The organism is Mesorhizobium sp. M6A.T.Ce.TU.002.03.1.1, assembly GCF_003997275.1.
Lineage (GTDB): Bacteria > Pseudomonadota > Alphaproteobacteria > Rhizobiales > Rhizobiaceae > Mesorhizobium > Mesorhizobium mediterraneum.
This window is the reverse complement of sequence record NZ_RZTI01000041.1, coordinates 25,024-42,749: the sequence shown is the minus strand read 5'-3', so window position 1 is coordinate 42,749 and position 17,726 is coordinate 25,024. Positions and strand designations below refer to the sequence as shown.

The 17,726-nt window shown below is 61.6% G+C and carries 15 protein-coding genes; 9 read left to right on the top strand and 6 right to left on the bottom strand.

The features are described 5' to 3' along the window. Positions 1 to 1,792 (bottom strand): phosphoketolase family protein (locus tag EOC93_RS14910; protein ID WP_164759140.1); only part of this gene is annotated, 1,792 nt, incomplete at its 3' end. A 284-nt stretch (positions 1,793 to 2,076) separates the two neighbouring features. On the opposite strand from EOC93_RS14910, the gene EOC93_RS14905 reads away from it, so the two are divergent. Continuing rightward, the gene (locus EOC93_RS14905; protein ID WP_095489096.1) at positions 2,077 to 4,068 is read left to right on the top strand and encodes a protein-L-isoaspartate(D-aspartate) O-methyltransferase; all 1,992 of its coding nucleotides are present in this window, start codon (positions 2,077 to 2,079) and stop codon (positions 4,066 to 4,068) included. A gap of 94 nt (positions 4,069 to 4,162) precedes the next feature. Then, on the top strand, positions 4,163 to 4,369 hold the full coding sequence (locus EOC93_RS14900) for a hypothetical protein (protein WP_126105496.1): 207 nt from the start codon (positions 4,163 to 4,165) through the stop codon (positions 4,367 to 4,369). 21 nt (positions 4,370 to 4,390) lie between these two features. Here EOC93_RS14900 and EOC93_RS14895 read toward each other — a convergent pair whose 3' ends face one another. The 4 genes from EOC93_RS14895 to EOC93_RS14880 all read right to left on the bottom strand — a co-directional run bounded on the left by EOC93_RS14895 (position 4,391) and on the right by EOC93_RS14880 (position 10,406). Beyond that, positions 4,391 to 4,888: a DUF1772 domain-containing protein gene (locus EOC93_RS14895; RefSeq protein WP_126105495.1), complete on the bottom strand. Its 498-nt coding sequence runs from the start codon at positions 4,886 to 4,888 to the stop codon at positions 4,391 to 4,393. A gap of 644 nt (positions 4,889 to 5,532) precedes the next feature. After that, on the bottom strand, positions 5,533 to 7,119 hold the full coding sequence (locus EOC93_RS14890) for a SpoVR family protein (protein ID WP_126105494.1): 1,587 nt from the start codon (positions 7,117 to 7,119) through the stop codon (positions 5,533 to 5,535). 10 nt (positions 7,120 to 7,129) lie between these two features. Next, positions 7,130 to 8,437, bottom strand: a complete 1,308-nt coding sequence (locus EOC93_RS14885; protein ID WP_126105493.1) for a YeaH/YhbH family protein — start codon at positions 8,435 to 8,437, stop codon at positions 7,130 to 7,132. A gap of 19 nt (positions 8,438 to 8,456) precedes the next feature. After that, entirely contained in the window at positions 8,457 to 10,406 is a 1,950-nt protein-coding gene (locus EOC93_RS14880) for a PrkA family serine protein kinase (protein WP_126105492.1), read from the bottom strand. Positions 10,407 to 10,661: 255 nt separating this feature from the next. Here EOC93_RS14880 and EOC93_RS14875 point away from each other — a divergent pair, with 255 nt between their 5' ends. Together EOC93_RS14875 and EOC93_RS34100 are read left to right on the top strand one after the other, a co-directional pair. Beyond that, positions 10,662 to 11,132 (top strand): YbhB/YbcL family Raf kinase inhibitor-like protein, encoded by a 471-nt coding sequence (locus tag EOC93_RS14875; RefSeq protein WP_126105491.1) that lies wholly within the window; start codon positions 10,662 to 10,664, stop codon positions 11,130 to 11,132. Between the two features lie 111 nt (positions 11,133 to 11,243). Further along, on the top strand, positions 11,244 to 11,405 hold the full coding sequence (locus EOC93_RS34100) for a hypothetical protein (RefSeq protein ID WP_095489090.1): 162 nt from the start codon (positions 11,244 to 11,246) through the stop codon (positions 11,403 to 11,405). Positions 11,406 to 11,466: 61 nt separating this feature from the next. On the opposite strand, the gene EOC93_RS14870 is transcribed toward EOC93_RS34100, so the two are convergent. Continuing rightward, a complete protein-coding gene (locus tag EOC93_RS14870) occupies positions 11,467 to 11,904 on the bottom strand; it encodes a DUF2267 domain-containing protein (RefSeq protein ID WP_095489250.1) in 438 nt (145 codons plus the stop codon). A 173-nt stretch (positions 11,905 to 12,077) separates the two neighbouring features. Between EOC93_RS14870 and coxB the strand changes: the two genes are divergently transcribed. The 5 genes from coxB to EOC93_RS14845 are packed head-to-tail and all read left to right on the top strand — an operon-like array spanning position 12,078 to position 17,661. Then, positions 12,078 to 13,055: a cytochrome c oxidase subunit II gene (gene coxB, locus EOC93_RS14865; RefSeq protein ID WP_127204977.1), complete on the top strand. Its 978-nt coding sequence runs from the start codon at positions 12,078 to 12,080 to the stop codon at positions 13,053 to 13,055. Then, the gene (gene ctaD / locus EOC93_RS14860) at positions 13,052 to 15,568 is read left to right on the top strand and encodes a cytochrome c oxidase subunit I (RefSeq protein ID WP_095489088.1); all 2,517 of its coding nucleotides are present in this window, start codon (positions 13,052 to 13,054) and stop codon (positions 15,566 to 15,568) included. The genes coxB and ctaD overlap by 4 nt, the downstream gene beginning before the upstream one ends. A gap of 7 nt (positions 15,569 to 15,575) precedes the next feature. Further along, on the top strand, positions 15,576 to 15,956 hold the full coding sequence (locus tag EOC93_RS14855; protein ID WP_095489087.1) for a hypothetical protein: 381 nt from the start codon (positions 15,576 to 15,578) through the stop codon (positions 15,954 to 15,956). Next, positions 15,953 to 16,576, top strand: a complete 624-nt coding sequence (locus EOC93_RS14850) for a cytochrome c oxidase assembly protein (protein WP_158302704.1) — start codon at positions 15,953 to 15,955, stop codon at positions 16,574 to 16,576. The genes EOC93_RS14855 and EOC93_RS14850 overlap by 4 nt, the downstream gene beginning before the upstream one ends. Continuing rightward, positions 16,576 to 17,661, top strand: coding sequence for a c-type cytochrome (locus tag EOC93_RS14845; protein WP_164759139.1), 1,086 nt, complete (start codon positions 16,576 to 16,578; stop codon positions 17,659 to 17,661). The genes EOC93_RS14850 and EOC93_RS14845 overlap by 1 nt, the downstream gene beginning before the upstream one ends. Positions 17,662 to 17,726 lie beyond the last annotated feature (65 nt).

Below are 17,726 nucleotides of genomic sequence, written 5' to 3'. Positions count from 1 at the left end.
GCCATTGCGGCGCCGGCTGCTTGCCGGCGGTGATCACATTGATGCGGTTGTAGGTTCTCAGGCAATGGTCGGCGATCCAGAGCAGCGTGTTGGCATCCGGCGGAAAATACAGCCTGACCGTATCGGCCTTCTTGTTGGCGACGAAGTCGGCAAAGCCCGGATCCTGATGGCTGAAGCCGTTGTGATCCTGCCGCCAGACATGGGAGGTCAGCAGGTAATTGAGAGAAGCGATCGGCTTGCGCCAGGCAAGCTCCCTGGACGTCTTCAGCCATTTCGCATGCTGGTTGACCATGGAATCGACGATGTGGATGAACGCCTCGTAGCAGGAGAACAGGCCATGGCGGCCGGTCAGCAGATAGCCCTCCAGCCAACCCTGGCAGAGATGCTCGCTAAGCACCTCCATGACGCGGCCGTCCCGGGAGAGCTGGACGTCATAGGGCTCGATCCGCTGCATCCAGACCCGGTCCGTGACTTCGAATACGTCGTCAAGGCGGTTGGAGGATGTCTCATCCGGCCCCATCAGCCGGAAATTCCTGGCCTCAGCATTCAGGCGTATGACGTCGCGGAGATAGCTTCCGAGAATCCGCGTCGCCTCGGCCTTGGCGCCTCCTGGACGCGGCACATCGAGCGCCAGGCTTTTCCAATCTGGAAGCGCGAGGTCGCGCTTCAGCAATCCGCCATTGGCATACGGGGTCGCGCCCATGCGCTGGGACCCGTTTGGCGCAAGCGCCGCCAGGTCTGGAAGTAGACGCCCGCCGTCGTCGAACAGCTTTTCCGGTTCGTAGCTCCGCATCCAGTCTTCGAGGATCTTGCGGTGCGCCTCGTTGCCGCGAGCATTCGACACCGGCACTTGATGCGAGCGCCAGAAATCCTCGACCTTCTTGCCATCGACCTCTTTCGGTCCGGTCCAGCCCTTTGGGCTGCGCAGCACGATCATCGGCCACAGCGGACGCTCTCCCTGCCAGCCCGGAGCACGGGCTCGCTTCTGGATTGAGCGGATCCTGTCCAGCGCGGTGTCCAGCTTCGTGGCCATCAACCGATGCATGGGAATTGGCTCGTGACCTTCGACGAAAAATGGTTCGTAGCCATAGCCGGCAAACAGGCTTCGCAATTCCACGTCATCCATGCGGGCTAGGATTGTCGGGTTGGCGATCTTGTAGCCGTTGAGATGCAGGATCGGCAGCACGGCGCCGTCGGATGCCGGGTTCAGGAACTTGTTGGAGTGCCATGCCGCCGCGAGCGGACCGGTTTCCGCCTCACCGTCGCCGACGACGCAGGCGACCACCAGATCGGGATTGTCGAAGGCCGCGCCGAAAGCATGGACCAGCGCATATCCCAGTTCTCCGCCTTCATGGATCGAGCCGGGCGTTTCGGGCGCCACATGGCTAGGCACGCCGCCAGGAAAGGAGAATTGCCGGAAGAGCTTTTTCAGGCCGTCCTCGCCCTGGCCGATTTCCGGATAGATCTCGCTGTAGGTGCCCTCGAGCCATGTGTTCGCGACCATCGCCGGGCCGCCATGACCTGGGCCGCAGATAAACAGAATTTCGAGACTGCGCTCACGGATGACGCGGTTCAGGTGGACGTAGATGAAATTGAGGCCGGGTGTCGTGCCCCAATGGCCGAGCAGCCGCGGCTTGACGTGCTCGGCTTTCAAGGGCTCGCGCAGGAGCGGATTGTCGAGCAGGTATATCTGGCCAACCGAAATGTAGTTCGCGGCGCGCCAATAGCGGTTCATGAGAGCGACCTGATCAAGGCCTGTTGGCTGCGCGGTGGTCCGAGCCTCGTCGTTCATCGAAACGTCTCCAGAATGCGTTTGCCCGTCGATATCTGGAGTGCCATCGCCCCGGAGAAAGGATTTTCACGGAAATAAGTTCGGCTGGAGCCGCCATTTACGCCCGCCAATCGCTCTTTTGCAGGAACCTGGAAGCTCGCCAACGGTTAAGGAGACGAGCCGCAGGAAATGAGATCAAGCGCTGCCGAGGCCGGGCGCGCACTGATGGAGGGATTGTCGCCGTTGGGCACGATTGGGGGGCACAATCGGGCCGGAGGGCCGCCAACTGGCAAGAGGAGCAAAAGATGCTCGATCTTCCCGATGCACGCAACCGAATGGTCGAAGTCCATCTCAGTCGCCGTGGCATCCATGACCACGAGGTGCTGGAAGCGATGCGTGAGGTTCCGCGCGAGGCTTTCGTCGCACCCGGCTTTGAAGAATTCGCCTACGAGGATGGGCCGCTGCCGATTGCGGAGGGCCAGACGATATCGCAGCCCTACATCGTCGCATTGATGATCGAGATGGCGGAGATCGGACCGGGCGACCATGTCCTGGAGGTTGGCACCGGCTCCGGGTACGCGGCTGCCGTGATGAGCCGGATCGTCGAACGCGTTTACACGATCGAACGCCACGCTGGATTGGCCGAAACGGCGAGGCAGCGGTTCGAAGAGCTTGGCTATGATAATATCGAAGTTCGCACCGGCGATGGCACCAAAGGCTGGCCCGACGCAGCGCCCTTCGACGCCATTCTGGTCGCAGCCGGCGGACCCGGTGCGCCGCTTGCGCTTCAGGAGCAGCTCGACGTCGGCGGCAGGCTCGTCATCCCGGTCGGCGACGAACCGCATGATCAGCGCCTTCTCAAGGTCACCCGAACCGGCGCTGCAACTTACAGCGAAGAGGATTTCGGCGGCGTGCGGTTTGTCCCGCTCATCGGCGAGCAGGGCTGGCCCGAGAATGGCAGCCGCATCGCGGATCGTCCGTCCGGACGCGCGCGCACGCGCAGCCTGCCGGAGATGATCGCGGCGGCGGCCGAACCGCTGCCGGATTTCGACGATCCGGCGTTCGGCGAATTGTTCGACCGGTTTGGCGACAGGCGCGTCGTCCTGCTCGGTGAAGCGAGCCACGGCACGTCGGAGTTCTACCGAGCCCGCGCGGCGATCACTCGCAGGCTGATCGAGAAACACGGCTTCACCATCGTCGCAGTCGAGGCCGACTGGCCTGATGCAGCGGCGATCGATCGCTACGTCCGCCACCGGTCGTCACGCGCTGACGCCGATCCGCCGTTCCAGCGGTTTCCCACCTGGATGTGGCGCAACACGGACGTTGCGGCGTTCGTCGACTGGATGCGACAACACAATGAAAGGATCAGGATATCGTCCCGACTGGCGGGGTTCTATGGCCTCGACATCTACAACATGAGCGGATCGATCGCCGCGGTTCTGCAATATCTCGACCGGGTCGATCCGCAGGCGGCAAAGATCGCACGTGAACGCTATGGCTGCCTGACGCCTTGGCAAAACGAGCCATCCACCTATGGCCGTGTCGCGCTCACATCGGGTTACGAGAAATGCGAGAAGGCGGTGCTTGAACAATGCCGCGAACTGCTTGCCAAACAGCTCGACTATGCGCAGCAGGACGGCGTCGATTTTCTGGATGCCACCCAGAATGCCCGGCTGATCGCTTCCGCAGAACGCTACTATCGGATCATGTACTATGGCGGCGCGCAGTCCTGGAACCTGCGCGACACCCACATGTTCGAGACGCTCGAGCATCTGCTGGAAGCTCGCGGGCCGAACGCCAAGGCGGTCGTGTGGGCGCATAATTCCCATATTGGCGACGCCCGCTATACCGAGATGGGAATTGTCAGGGACGAAGTGAACATAGGCCAGCTCTGCCGCCAGCGTTTCGGCGACGGGGCAGCCTTGATCGGGCTCGGCACGCATTCCGGGACAGTGGCCGCGGCCTCCGACTGGGACGGCGAGATGGAAATCAAGCGGGTGCGGCCTTCCCATAGCGATAGCTACGAGCGGCTTTGCCACGACTGCGGCGTCTCGCGTTTCCTGCTCGACATCAAGCGCGACGACACGCTGCGCGAACGGCTTCTGGAGCGTCGGCTGGAGCGCTTCATCGGCGTGATCTATCGGCCGGAGACCGAGCTGCGCAGCCATTATGCGGATGCCTCTCTGTCCCAGCAATTTGACGCGTTCGTCTGGTTTGACGAGACCGCTGCTGTGACGCCGCTTGGGCCGGAGCATGTCGGAACGGGCGTTCCCGACACCTATCCGTTCGGGCTTTAGCGCCTCACGACAGAGCCGCATCAGGTGCGTTTCGGCGGAACATTCATCGCGCCCTGCTGTTTCTAGAGCAGGACCCTTTTTGAGGAGTTGTGCCATGAGCGGAACCAAACATCCAAAGTGGAAAAAACCGAGCGATGCCGATCTGAGGAACAATCCCGGTATCGGGACCTCCAAGGGCACGATCAAGGAAGGCGACGAACTCATGCTCGAAGGCGAAAACACGATCGAAGGCGATGTCGAGAACGACACGAATGCCCTTGGCGGGATCAATCCAAGGCAGAAGATGCGGACGAACAAGTAGCGTCGCTGCGCATCCTCCGCGTTATTCACTCCCAGCAAAAAATGTCGCGGCGACAGCAATTGAGATCAGGCTCAGCATCGCAAGGCCTGCCCTGGCGACGTGCGAGGCTTCCCAAACGTCGCGCAAGTCTCTCCAGTCGCCGCTTTGCTTCCGAGGGAGCAATGAAAAAAACGTCGCGGCTGGCTTCGACACAGCGACATCTTGCACCCAGAAATTGTTGACGGGATGGGTGACCAACCAATAGGTCGCATGTTCCGCCACCAAGAAGACAAGGGACGTCAAGGTCCACCAGAATCGAGCGCCTGGATAAGGCGTCAGGTAGAGCAGGATGGCGAGCGCAATGATGCCGCCGATCTCGGCGAACCCGCCGACAGTGAAGCCGGGATAGTAGATCGCCTGCACAGATTTGTAAGTGGCCTCCTTGAGGCGCAACTTGCCGGGCAACTCCAACGCGTGCGCGAGCGAGAGCGCCATCGTGATTGCGACCAGAAGAAGGGTGACAATCATGAACGCGCGCATGCTGCTGCTCCCTGATCCGTGCCTCGCAATAAGCAGCGTACATAGAGTGCTCCCCGACCCGGTAAAGGTGACGAAGGTGGAGGCGCGGCCCCATTTTCCAGCGCCGCTGGCATTGAGTTCCGCCGAAATTGTCACTCGGACGGCGCGTCCGTGCCATCGGCCTTCCAAATGGCCACGCCTGTGACGGCAGGGAACCATCGTCAGGCACGATGGTTGTCATCCCAGGGTGATCCTCCTCAAGGAACATCCCAGGGTGTTCCTCAGGAACATCCCAGGGTGATCCTCCTCAAGGAAACGGCCATGACCGATCCTGATCCTGATCCGAACAATCCCGTTCCAATACCGGATAATCCCAATCCTGAGCCTGCCCGGCCGCCTGCTCCGCCGGAAACTCCGCCGAATGAGCCTCCGGGCGTTCCTCCGCCTTCGCCTGATCCCGTTCCCAGCCCGGAAAGGCAGCCCGTCGAAATTCCTCCCGATACACCACCCGAGATTCCCACGGAACCGACCTTCCCGGGTCCTACGGCCAGAGCATCGGACCCACAGCAAACCTGATCACGAGAGGCTGGGCTGACGCATGGCGAAACAGCGCGGCCCCGCAGCGATTGGCTGTAGACCGACGCCGTCGCCGGCCGTCCGGTTGATCATTCCCCGATTTGGCTGGTCGAACGCTCGTTGAGCGTCCCACCCGTTTGCGCATCGATCGCCGCCAGGCTGACCTCATAGCCCCACAGGCGACGGATATGGCGCAGTGTCGCGTCGCGGCTGGCCTCCTCCAGCACGATGCCGTTCTTCACCTTGTGCTCCAGTCGCAACTGTCGGTCGCCGAGCAGATCCACATCCACCACCTGGATATCCGGCCGGCTAGCGCCGATGTCGTAGCTGTGAGCGAGCCCGGCGCGTATCTTTTCGTAGCCACGCTCATTGTGTATCGACGCGACTTCGTAATGCGGTTCGCTAGCGGCATCGGCGAGGATAAAGAACCGCCATTTCCGCATCAGGGCGGGGCTCAGATACTGGCGGATGAAAGATTCGTCGCGATGGTTCGCCCACGCGTCGAGCAGGGTTTCGCGCCAATTGCCGTTGCCGGCTATATCGGGGAACCAGTCACGATCCTCGGCGGTCGGCTCAGTCGATATGCGCTGGATGTCCTGCATCATGTCGAGGCCCAAGGCATAGGGATTGATGCCGGAAAACCGCGGATCGTCGAAAGCCGGCTGAAAGATCACGTTCGAATGGTTGCGCAGGATTTCCAGCATCGCGCCTTCGGTGATCTGGCCGCGATCGAACAGCATGTTCATGAGTGTGTAGTGCACGAAGGTGGCACAACCTTCGTTCATCACCTGCGTTTGCCGCTGCGGATAAAAGTATTGCGCGACGACGCGGACGATCCTGATGATTTCACGTTGCCAAGGCTCCAGGACCAGGCTGTTTTTTTCCAGGAAGTAGAGCAGGTTCTCCTCGGGCAGCTTGAGCGTTTTCTTCCGCTCCGCCATGCCGAGGTCCGTTTCGCTGGCCTTGGTCCCGTCCTTCGAACGCGGGAGCGTGCGCCACAGGTCGTTGTAGGAACGCTCTTCGTACTCCAGGCGCTCGCGAATGCCTTCACGCTGCCGCTCCGACGACAGCTTCGGCGGCCGATGGTATCTGAACACGCCCTGTTCCATCAGCGCGTGGGCCGAGTCGAGGATCGCCTCCACCGCGGCCACGCCGTGCCGCTCCTCGCAGCGGGCAATGTAGCCTTTGGCGAAATCAAGATAACTCAGGATCGCGCTGGCATCCGTCCACTGCCGGAACAGATGATTGTTCTTGAAGAAATGATTATGGCCAAGTGCTGCATGAGCTGTCACCAGGGCCTGCAGGGCCATGGTGTTTTCCTCCATCAGGTAGACGATGCAAGGATTGGAATTGATGACCAGTTCATAGGCGAGCCCCCGCCCGCCTTTGCGATAGAGCAATTCCTGATAGAGGAAATGCTTGCCGAAGGACCAATGGCGATACATCAGCGGCATGCCGACCGAGGAATAGGCGTCGAGCATCTGCTGGGACGAGATGATCTCCATCTGCACTGGATAGACGTCAAGGTGAAGCTCTTCGATCGCGATCGCCTCGATCGCTTCGTAGGCGCGCGACAATGTCTTGAAATCCCAGTCGGACCCCGAAAAGAGCAAACCTGATTTGCTGGTTTGGCCGGATTTGCTGGTCTGGCCGAATTTGCTGGTCTGGTTCGCCATCAGCTCACCTTCAAGCGCTCTTCTGGAAGGCCGGCTGCCTGGCAAAGAGCTGGCGGAAGACCGGATAGATGTCGGCTGCGTTGGCGATGCGGCTCATCTGGAAATTCGGCCATCTCTGGTTGACAGCATTGTAGGCGCGCCAGAGCGAGGTTCCATTGTCGGTGGTGCCGAAAATATGGCTCTCGCGTTCGTCGATGATCTCGACATAGGCGAAATACTGGCACAGGCGCATGATCTGGCTGTCCATGAGGCCTATGCAGCGCTCGGAATCGGTCACGAAATTGTCGCCATCCGATGCCTGGGCGGCATAGATGTTCCACTCGTTGCTGGGATAGCGTTGCTCGATGATGCGGTGCATCTCTTCGAGGGCCGTGGAAACGACCGTACCGCCGCTTTGCGTATTGTAGAAGAAGGTTTCCTCATCCACCTCCTGCGCCTCGTGCGTATGACGGATGAAGACGATTTCGGTGCGATCGTAGCGCCGTTTCAGGAACAGGTGCAGCAGCACGAAGAAGCGCTTGGCCAAATCCTTCTCGCGCTCGCCCATTGAGCCGGATACGTCCATGAGACAGAACATGACCGCATTGGCATTCGGCACGGGCCGGAAGTCGAAACGGTTGAAGCGGATGTCGACCGGGTCGACATAGGCGATCCGCTTGCGGCGGCGCTCAAGTCGCTCAAGCTCTTCCCGCAACGCTGTAATGCGCTGGCCTGCCGCCGCGCTCGCGGGCTCTGCCTCCAGGATTGCGAGTTCCTCCGCAATCGCATCGAGTTCCCCCTGCTTGGGACGCCTGAGCGCAATTCGGCGACCATGGCTGTTTCGCATCGTGCGCCCGACATTGATGTTGGTTGGGGCACCGGTCGCGGCGAACCCAGCCCGGCGCGGCTTGAAGGCAAGTATCTCCTTGAGATTGAGCTTGACCATGTCGGGAAGTTCGAGATCCTCGAAGAAGAGATCGAGCACCTCCTCGCGCGAGAGCACGAAACGAAAGTCGTCTTCCGAGACCGCTTTCCCGGGAGACGAGCCGCCGCCGCCCTGGCCGGGCTTGGGAACCCGGTCGCCTGGGGCGAAATGCTTGTTGCCCGGCAGGATGTGCTGCCGCCTGCCGCTGTCCTTCGCATCGCCGAAGCTCGGCTCGGCTGTGCCCCTCGCTGGCATGGAGACGGCATGCTCGGCATCCACATCCGCGATCTTGCCGGTGCGGATCTGATCCCGGATGCTTCGCTTCAGTTCCTCGCGCGCACGCTTCAGGAAGCGCTGGCGGTTGCCGAGGCTCTTGTCCTTCGGGTTCAGTCGGCGATCGATGAAGATCGGCATGGAACCATCCCGGCCGGACTCAACCCGCCTTGTTCACCCGCATGTACCAGTCCACCAGCCGGCGGACCTGACGTTCGGTGTAACCGCGTCCGACCATCCGATGCACGAACTCGGTATGCCGCTTCTCTGTTACGCTGTCCTGCTTGGAGCCGAAGCTGATCACCGGGAGCAGATCCTCGACCTGGCCGAACATCCGCTTTTCGATGACTTCGCGCAGCTTTTCATAGCTTGTCCATGACGGATTGCGGCCATTATTCCTGGCCCGGGCGCGCAACGTGAACTTCACGACCTCGTTGCGGAAGTCCTTGGGATTGGCGATGCCGGCCGGCTTTTCGACTTGCGACAGTTCGTTGTCCAGCACCTCGCGATTGAGGATCTGGCCGGTGTCGGAGTCTTTGTAGTCCTGATCCTCGATCCAGGCGTCGGCGTAGGCGATGTAGCGGTCGAACAGGTTCTGGCCGTATTCGCTGTAGGATTCCAGATAAGCCTTCTGGATCTCATGGCCGATAAACTCGGCATAACGCGGGGCGAGTTCGGACTTTATGAAGTCGAGATAAGCAGCTTCCGTTTCCTTTGGGAACTGCTCGCGCTTGATCGCCTCCTCCAGAATGTACATCAGATGCACGGGATCGGCGGCCACTTCCTTGGTGTCGTAGTTGAATGTCTGCGACAGGATCTTGAAAGCAAAGCGCGTGCTGACGCCGGTCATCCCTTCGTCGACCCCAGCGGCATCGCGGTATTCCTGAACCGACTTCGCCTTGGGATCTATGTCCTTGAGGTTTTCGCCGTCATAAACGCGCATCTTCGTGTAGAGCGGCGAATTGTCGTGCTCGGCCAGACGCGTCGATACGGTGAACCGGCTGAGAATGTCCAGCACCTCCGGAGCGCAGGAGCTGGAGGCCAACTCGCTCTCGCGCAGCAGCTTTTCGTAGATCTGCCTTTCTTCGGTGACCCGCAGGCAATACGGCACCTTGACCACCAGGATACGGTCGAGGAACGCCTCATTGTTCTTGTTGTTCTTGAACTGCAGCCATTCCGATTCGTTGGAATGGGCCACGACGATGCCCTGATAAGGGAAAGATCCGAAGTTTTCCGTGCCGTTGTAGCTGCCTTCCTGGGTAGCGGTCAGCAACGGATGGAGGACCTTGATCGGCGCCTTGAACATCTCGACGAACTCAAGCAACCCTTGCGTGGTCCGGTTCAGGCCGCCGCTGTAGGAATAGGCGTCCGGATCGGATTGGCTGAAATGCTCGAGTTGTCTTATGTCGACCTTGCCGACCAAGGCCGAAACGTCCTGGTTGTTTTCATCGCCTGGCTCGGTCTTGGCGATACCGATCTGGCGCAGCCGCGAAGGCATCAGCTTGACGACGCTGAACTTGGAGATGTCGCCGGACAGTTCATCGAGGCGCTTGGCCGCCCACGGCGAGATCAAGCCGTTCAACCGGCGCCGCGCGATGCCGTATTTGTCCTCCAAAAGGTCAGCCATGCGGTCGGGATGGAAAAGCCCGAGCGGCGATTCGAAAACCGGGCTGATCTGGTCGCCGACCTTCAGCGTATAGATCGGACGCTGCTCCATCAGCTTCTTCAGCCGTTCGGCCAGCGAGGACTTGCCGCCGCCGACAGGGCCGAGCAGGTAAAGAATCTGCTTGCGCTCCTCAAGCCCTTGAGAGGCGTAGCGAAAATAGCCGGCGATACGCTCGATCGTGTCCTCCATGCCATAAAACTCGGCGAAGGAGGGGTACACCTTGATTGTCCTGTTCGCGAAAATGCGGCCGAGCCGCTCATCCATGCTGGTGTCGACCAGAGTGGGTTCGCCGATCGCCTCGACCATCCGTTCGGGCGCCGAGGCATACATCGATTTATCCTCACGGCAGGCGAGGAGATATTGCTGGATGCTTATCTCCTCCTGCGCCGCATTCGTGTAAATCTCCGAAAACAGATCGAAGACGTCGGAGTGGTTCTCGCGCATGGTATCCTCGCCCCGGCCGGTCTGGTTGCTGTCGCCTCTTCATTCAACTGTCGGAAAGCCTTTGTGGTTCCCTCTCAACACGTAGTGAGTCTGAGACCAGATGTTAGGGGTCCAGACAGATATCGTCAAAGCCTGAAAACCAGCCAGCCAATGGTTCGCACAATGGAACGTTTCCGAGGGACGTCCATTCCTCCATCAGTGCGCTTGCCGAGCACAAGCCCGCCACGAACAAGCCGTTTTTTGGAGGAATGAACCATGCCGCTTACGCTCAGCAGTTCCGCCTTTGCCGAGGGTGGAAAAATTCCGGAAAGATATACCCGTGATGGAAAGAACGTGTCCCCGCCGCTGAAATGGTCGGGCGTGCCGGATAAGGCGAAGAGCCTCGTTCTCGTCGTGCAGGATCCCGATGCGCCGAACGGAACCTTCGGTCACTGGGCAGTGTTCAACATCCCGCCTGACGTCGGCGAACTGCCCGACGCTGAGAGTGGCAAGCCTGGTCCTGCAGCGCTCAGGCAAGCCACAAACGACTTTGGCAACGCTTACTATGACGGTCCTGAACCGCCGATCGGGCACGGCATCCATCATTACCATTTCCGACTTGCCGCGCTCGACACGCCGAGCCTCGCGATTCCGGGGTCCGCGGGCGTGGAGCGCATCTGGCAAGAAGCCAAAAAACATGTCCTGGAGGAAGCAGAATTGGTGGGGACATACGAACGCAACGGTTGAATTGGCGGCACAGGTCATTCGGTTGAAGATATCTACACCGTGCTGTCCGCCCCTGCACCAGAAGGGAGGAACGGTTCCACCTTCTCGACAATGAGGGAAAGGAGATGTTCCATGTTCGAGAACAGCATGTGGTTGATCGTCGTTGCCGGCGGCCCGCTATTGCTGGCGATCCTGATCGCCTACGCACTCCTCACGCAGCGCGATCGCGGTCCGGCAGAACGCAGAGAAAGCGATCGGGCGACCGAGCGCTTGTATCGCGAGCAAAAGGACTGACCGGCTGGGGCGGAGCCAGTTGAAGATCACATCGGCAGCCCGACCTTTGTCTTTGCTGCCACTACACTCCGACGCTTTCGGGCCAAAGCGCCTGGATGTGTTTCGGCAAAGCGTCTCGCACTTTCGCCGACTGGCCGAGGTCGACATGCCGAGCGAGAACTTTGAACACAGATCTCGTCGCATCCTCGGGATTCACGGGTCGAGTGGATTTCATCTCCTCGGCCACGCGCTGCAGGAATTCCTCCAATGAACGGCTGTTGGTCGGCAGATTATGCGGCCGATACCGATCATAGTAGGCGCCGCGTATGAGAAGCGGCAGCTCCGCTCCCAAATTGGCAGCCAGTTCGATCTGCAGCCAGTCTCGCAAAGTGCGCAAAACGGCGCCCAGCATATGCCAGGCAACGCGCCTATCGGGCCCGTGGTCGGCCATGATCTCGTCCAGCCAGATGTGTGTTGTTTGCAGGGTTTTGTCAAAAACTTCCAGGCCGGTTGCGCTCATCGTCGCCTCCTTAAGCATGGGCAATCCCAATACCCACGACGGGCAAACGGGGATCGAGCGCAATTGTTTCGTCAGTCGTTGAAAAATTGCCCGGCGAATGCAGCTTTAGTTCGAAAACTCAATTGCCCGGAACCTTCCGCCCATCTCGCCGGTTTACCGCGGAGGGGTTGGAAATGGGTCAATATTTCAGCCTGTCCGCTGCGTCTTTTTTGCTCGCGAGCGGCTATGCCGGCGCTCGGTCGGTACTTGAGCCCGCGGGAGAGGAAGCGCAGCAGATAGCCGTGCTGTTCTGGGTAATGCTAAGCGGCGGCGCGCTCATCTGGCTGGGCGTGGTCGGCCTGCTTCTTCATTCAGCCCTGTTCAATCGCCGCAGGCTGGCCGAAAAGTCCGCCAGCAGGATCATCCTTTGGGGCGGCGTGGTCTTCCCGTCGGTCACGCTTTGTGCCCTGCTCGCCTATGCACTGTGGCTGATGCCTGGCCTCCGGCCCTTCGCCCAGGCGCGCTCCGCCGCCCTGCGGATCGAGGTCACCGGCAGGCAGTTCTGGTGGGAAGTTGTCTATCACCCATCTCAGGGGCCACCGGTCGCTTCTGCCAACGAGATCAGGCTGCCGGTCGGCGAGCGGGTCGAATTGACCCTGAAAAGTGCCGATGTGATCCATTCCTTCTGGATTCCACCGCTCGGCGGCAAGATGGACATGATCCCCGGCCGCATCAACAGGCTTTCACTCAAGGCCACGAAACCCGGTGTTTTCCGGGGACCTTGTGCCGAATATTGCGGCACGTCTCACGCGCTGATGGCGTTCTCGGCCGTGGCGATGGAGCCCGAAGCATTCCGGTCCTGGCTGGCCGCCCAGGCGATTCCTGCGCCAAGCGCAGGCGCGAGCGGCAGCGCGCTGTTCCTGCGTCATGGCTGCGGGTCCTGCCATTTCGTCGCGGGCACAGATGCGCGCGGCACGATCGGCCCGGATCTTTCGCATCTCGGATCCCGCGTCACCGTCGGAGCTGGCATCTTGCCCAACACCGAAGACGCCGTCGCCCGCTTCATCGCCCGGCCCGAACTGATCAAGCCCGGCTCCAGCATGCCGGCTTTCGACATGTTGCCGCCGGGCGACGTTCGCGCCATAGCAGCCTGGCTGAGAGGCCTGCAATGAGCGCTGCGGTCAAGGAGCGTTCGCGGGAAGAATACAAGGCGCAGGAAGAGCGGCTGCGCACCGTGTGGGCCAATCCGACCGGCTGGCGCTACTGGACCTCGGTGAACAATTTCCAGATCGGCCTCTGGTACGGCTCGGCCGCCTTCGCCTTCATGCTGTTCGCCGGCGCGCTCGCGCTGCTCATGCGCCTGCAACTCGCCGTGCCCGACAACGACTTCCTGTCGGCCGAGTTCTTCAACCAGGCCTTCACCCTGCACGGCACGGTGATGATGTTCCTGTTCGCGGTGCCGATCTTCGAGGCGGTCGCGATCTTCCTCCTGCCGCCGATGCTGGGCGCGCGCGAGATGCCGTTCCCGCGCCTCGGTGCCTTCAGTTTTTGGAGCTTTTTCCTTGGCGGTATCTTCGTCTGTGGCTCGATCTTCTTCAATGCTGCGCCGTCGACAGGCTGGTTCATGTATCCGCCGCTCGCCACCGACAAGGAGTTCTCCGGCATCGGCGCCGACATTTGGCTGCTAGGCCTTTCGTTCATCGAAGTCGCCTCGATCGCGGCCGCCGTCGAGCTCATCGTCGGCATCATGAAATGCCGTGCGCCGGGCATGCGCATCAACCTGATGCCGCTCTTCGCCTGGTACCTGCTGATCGTGGCGGGAATGATCCTGTTCGCCTTTCCGCCGCTGATCGCCGGCGACCTCCTGTTCGAGATGGAACGGATGTTCGATTGGCCGTTCTTCGATGCGGCACGCGGCGGCGACCCACTGCTCTGGCAGCATCTGTTCTGGATCTTCGGCCATCCGGAGGTCTACATCATCTTCCTGCCGGCCATCGCGCTGATGGCGATGATCGTGCCGACTTTTTCCCAGCGTCCGATCGTCGGTTATTCCTGGATCGTGCTTGCGGCAGTGGGAACTGGGTTCCTCTCCTTCGGCCTGTGGGTGCATCACATGTTTGCGACAGGCCTGCCGCAGATCTCGCTGGCCTTCTTCTCGGCGGCCTCCGAGGCGGTGGCGATCCCGACCGGCGTGCAGATCTTCGTCTTCATCGCCACCATGCTTGCCGGCCGGGTGATCTTCTCGACGCCGATGCTGTTCGGTGCCGGAGGATTGGCCATCTTCGTCATCGGCGGGCTGACGGGGGTCATGGTGGCGCTAGCACCCTTCGACTGGCAGGCGCACGACACGTATTTTGTCGTCGCGCACCTGCATTATGTGCTGATCGGCGGCATGCTTTTTCCGGTCGTGGCCGGGCTCTATTACTATTACCCGCTGATCGACGCGAAGCAGCTTTCCGACCGTCTGGGTCGGCTCGCCTTCTGGCTGATGTTCTGCGGCTTCAACATCGCCTTCTTCCCCATGCATCTGAGCGGCTTGCGCGGCATGCCCCGGCGCGTCTTCACCTATCCGACCGAAATCGGCTGGGACTGGCTGAACCTGATCTCGACGGCCGGAGCCTTCATCTTCGCAGCGGGCGTCCTGGTGGTTGTCCTCGACGTGCTCAGGCCGAAGCACCGGCAGCCGCGCGGCGAACTCAACCCATGGAACGCCGGCACGCTGGAATGGATTTCCGAGCCGGAGGAGAATTGGGGCGTCCGCTCGATACCCATCGTGCGCAGCCGCTATCCCCTGTGGGACCAAAAGGACCTTGCCCGCAAGGTCAATGAAGGCCGCTATTACCTGCCCGACGCGGAAGAGGGATGGCGCGAGGGCTTGGTCACCTCCGTGCTCGATGCCGAACCCATCCAGGTGCTGCGCGTCGGCGGCACATCCTATGTCACCATCGTCTCGGCCCTCTCGCTCGGGGCCGCCTTCATCGCGCTTACCTTCCACTGGTGGATCGCGACGGCGCTGGCCGCAATCATCTGCTTTTGCGCCGTCATCTACTGGCTCTGGACGGGCACTGGCGAAATCCCCGAGAAGCCGGAGAAGAATGTCGGCCTCGGCCTCAGCCTGCCGCTTTATGCCTCCGGCCCCGATTCGGTCGGCTGGTGGGCGATGTTCATCACCATGGTCGGCGACGGCACGGCCTTTGCCAGCCTTGTTTTCGGCTATTTCTTCTACTGGACGATCCATGCCGACTTCACAGCGGGGATTGCCGGGCCTGATGCGGTCTGGTCGCTGGTGGCTGCCATCCTGTTTGCTGCAGCGTGGGGCCTGATGGTGGCGGCACGCACGTTCAACAGGCGCGGCGCCACGGCCGCTATGCGCGGCTTGCTGGTGCTGTCCTTGCTAACCACCGTCGGCGCGTCCGCCGCAGGTTTGGCCGGGCCGTGGTCTCCCGGCATGGAGCCGACGCGCCACGTCTATCCCGCAATCGTGTGGATCCTCGTGCTCTGGGTGCTCGCCCATGGAGCGGTCGGCACGGTCATGCAGGCCTATTGCCTGGCACGCTCGCTGGCGGGCCGGCTGACGCCGAAGCATGACATGGATCTAGGCAACGTGGTGCTCTACTGGCATTTCCTGCTGGTCACCGCCGTCATCACCTTCACCATCATCGGCCTCTTTCCGGCAGCGATGTGAGGCGGCGATGCGGCTCATCCCGAAACAGATCGAGACACTCTGGACGCTGTTTACCGCGCCCGTGGTCTGGGCTGCGCATTTCCTCGTCTGCTACCTGGGCGCGGCGATCTATTGCGCTAAACCCGAGCTTGTCGGGCTGAGTTTCAGCGCTGTGCGCGCGGGTATCGCCGCCGCCACTGTGATCGCCCTCTCACTGATCGCGCTGTCCGCATGGCTCGCCTGGCGGCAATGGGGCTTCGGCACCGATGATCCGCCCCATGACGATCCGACGAGGCGGGACCGGACCCTGTTCCAGGGATTTGCGACGCTGCTGCTCTCGGGTCTCAGCTTCATCGCCGTGATCTTCACCGCGATGCCCGCATTGTTCCTGACGGAGTGTATCCGGTGAGACGCGCTTGCCTCATCCTCGGCCTCTTCGTCCTCGCCCTGGTCTGGCTCGGGCCGCTGCTCGACGCCTGGCGGGATTCGTTTTCGGCGCACATGCTGGCGCATATGGGAGTGGTAGCGATCGCCGCGCCGCTGATGGCGATTGGGATCCCGCTCGGTCCAACACCAGATGCAAACCGGACATTCGCCCTACCCCTCCTCGCCTCGCTCGTCGAGCTTGTCATTGTCTGGTCCTGGCACGCGCCGGCCATGCGGGGGCTGGCTCAAAGCTCGCTGTTGGCCACCGCCATCGAGCAGGCCACGTTCCTCGCCGCCGGGCTGTTCTTGTGGTTGGCCTGCCTGCCGCGCCGCGGCTCGGACACCACAGGCAATGCCGCCGGAGCCTTCGCCCTGCTTCTCACATCCATCCATATGACCTTGCTCGGCGCGCTGCTGGCGCTGACCCCAAGGCCGCTTTATGGGACAGGCGAGGTAAGCTGCTTCGGCGTCGCGCTTTCCGCGCAGCAGGATCAGGAGCTTGGCGGCGTGATCATGCTTCTGGTTGGTGCTGCGGTCTATCTGGCCGGCGGCTTGACGCTTTTCGCGCGCATGCTCGCCACTCCGTCGCGGGAGACAGGCTGATGCATATCAGCTGGAAAAAGCTCGCCATAGCGCTGGCCATTCTGCCCTTCGTCGTGGTGCTGGCGGCCTGGATCGGCTTTTTCAATGTCGGTGCCTCAAGCGGCCACTGGAAGATCACGGAATGGTTTCTCCATTTCGCCATGCGATCGGCTGTGCGCACCTATGCGCTGGCGGTCGACGTTCCGGAAACTCTGCCGCGCCATGCGATCCAGCCGGCCGCCGGACATTTCGCGCGCGGCTGCGCCATCTGTCACGGTGCGCCGGGCGAGCCGCGATCTCCTGTCGTCACGAGGATGCTGCCGCAGCCGCCCGACCTTGCCGGGTCCGTCGGCGAATGGACCGACGCGCAGCTTTTCCGCATCGTCAAGCACGGCGTGCGCTTCACCGGCATGCCTGCCTGGCCGACGCAGGAACGCGACGACGAGGTCTGGGCGATGGTCGCCTTCCTGCGCGAGCTGCCGTCGATGGACGAAGCCACCTATCGTGACCTCGCCTTTGGAGAAACGCTAGCGTCTCCCGAAGGCGATGCCGGGCCCCTGCCGCAGGCGCTCGCGGATTGCGTCCGCTGCCACGGTGGGAACGGACGGGGTCGCGGTCCCGCGATACCCGTTCTCGCCGGGCAGAGCGAAGCCTATCTCCTTGAAAGCCTGCGTGCCTACGCCGAAGGAAGCCGGGCAAGCGGGATGATGAGCCTGCCCGCCATTGAGGCGGGGCCTCAGTTCTGGCCGGACCTGGCCAGGCATTTCGCCGCCCTGCCGACGACGCACGCCAGCGGCGGGGGCGATCCCGCGCTCATCGGGCGCGGCAAGGAAATCGCCGAGAGAGGCATGAGGCACGCCGGCGTGCCCGCCTGTCTCGGCTGCCATGGAAGACAGGACCGCAGTCGGTTCTATCCCTCCCTCGCCGGCCAGCCTGAGCGCTACATCGCGGCGCAGCTTGGGCTGTTCAGGGCCGGAAAGCGTGGCGGAACGCGCTTCGGCCATCTCATGGCCAATGCCGCGAAGGGTCTGACGGATGACGACATCCGCGCGCTTGCGGCCTATTTCTCGCTATCGGCCGCTCCGTCCGCAACCGGAACGCGATAAGCGCGTTTGCGTTTTTTCGACATTCCGAGGTTCTGGTGAAAAAGTTGCTTACCGCCGTTCTCGTG

Coding starts and splice junctions, on each gene's coding strand:
- EOC93_RS14845 (WP_164759139.1), top strand. CDS start 16,576: ATGCATATCAGCTGGAAAAAGCTCGCCATAGCGCTGGCCATTCTGCCC.
- EOC93_RS14875 (WP_126105491.1), top strand. CDS start 10,662: ATGCCGCTTACGCTCAGCAGTTCCGCCTTTGCCGAGGGTGGAAAAATT.
- EOC93_RS14890 (WP_126105494.1), bottom strand. CDS start 7,119: ATGGCGAACCAGACCAGCAAATTCGGCCAGACCAGCAAATCCGGCCAA.
- EOC93_RS14870 (WP_095489250.1), bottom strand. CDS start 11,904: ATGAGCGCAACCGGCCTGGAAGTTTTTGACAAAACCCTGCAAACAACA.
- EOC93_RS14855 (WP_095489087.1), top strand. CDS start 15,576: ATGCGGCTCATCCCGAAACAGATCGAGACACTCTGGACGCTGTTTACC.
- ctaD (WP_095489088.1), top strand. CDS start 13,052: ATGAGCGCTGCGGTCAAGGAGCGTTCGCGGGAAGAATACAAGGCGCAG.
- EOC93_RS14895 (WP_126105495.1), bottom strand. CDS start 4,888: ATGCGCGCGTTCATGATTGTCACCCTTCTTCTGGTCGCAATCACGATG.
- EOC93_RS14885 (WP_126105493.1), bottom strand. CDS start 8,437: ATGCCGATCTTCATCGATCGCCGACTGAACCCGAAGGACAAGAGCCTC.
- EOC93_RS14905 (WP_095489096.1), top strand. CDS start 2,077: ATGCTCGATCTTCCCGATGCACGCAACCGAATGGTCGAAGTCCATCTC.
- coxB (WP_127204977.1), top strand. CDS start 12,078: ATGGGTCAATATTTCAGCCTGTCCGCTGCGTCTTTTTTGCTCGCGAGC.
- EOC93_RS34100 (WP_095489090.1), top strand. CDS start 11,244: ATGTTCGAGAACAGCATGTGGTTGATCGTCGTTGCCGGCGGCCCGCTA.
- EOC93_RS14880 (WP_126105492.1), bottom strand. CDS start 10,406: ATGCGCGAGAACCACTCCGACGTCTTCGATCTGTTTTCGGAGATTTAC.
- EOC93_RS14900 (WP_126105496.1), top strand. CDS start 4,163: ATGAGCGGAACCAAACATCCAAAGTGGAAAAAACCGAGCGATGCCGAT.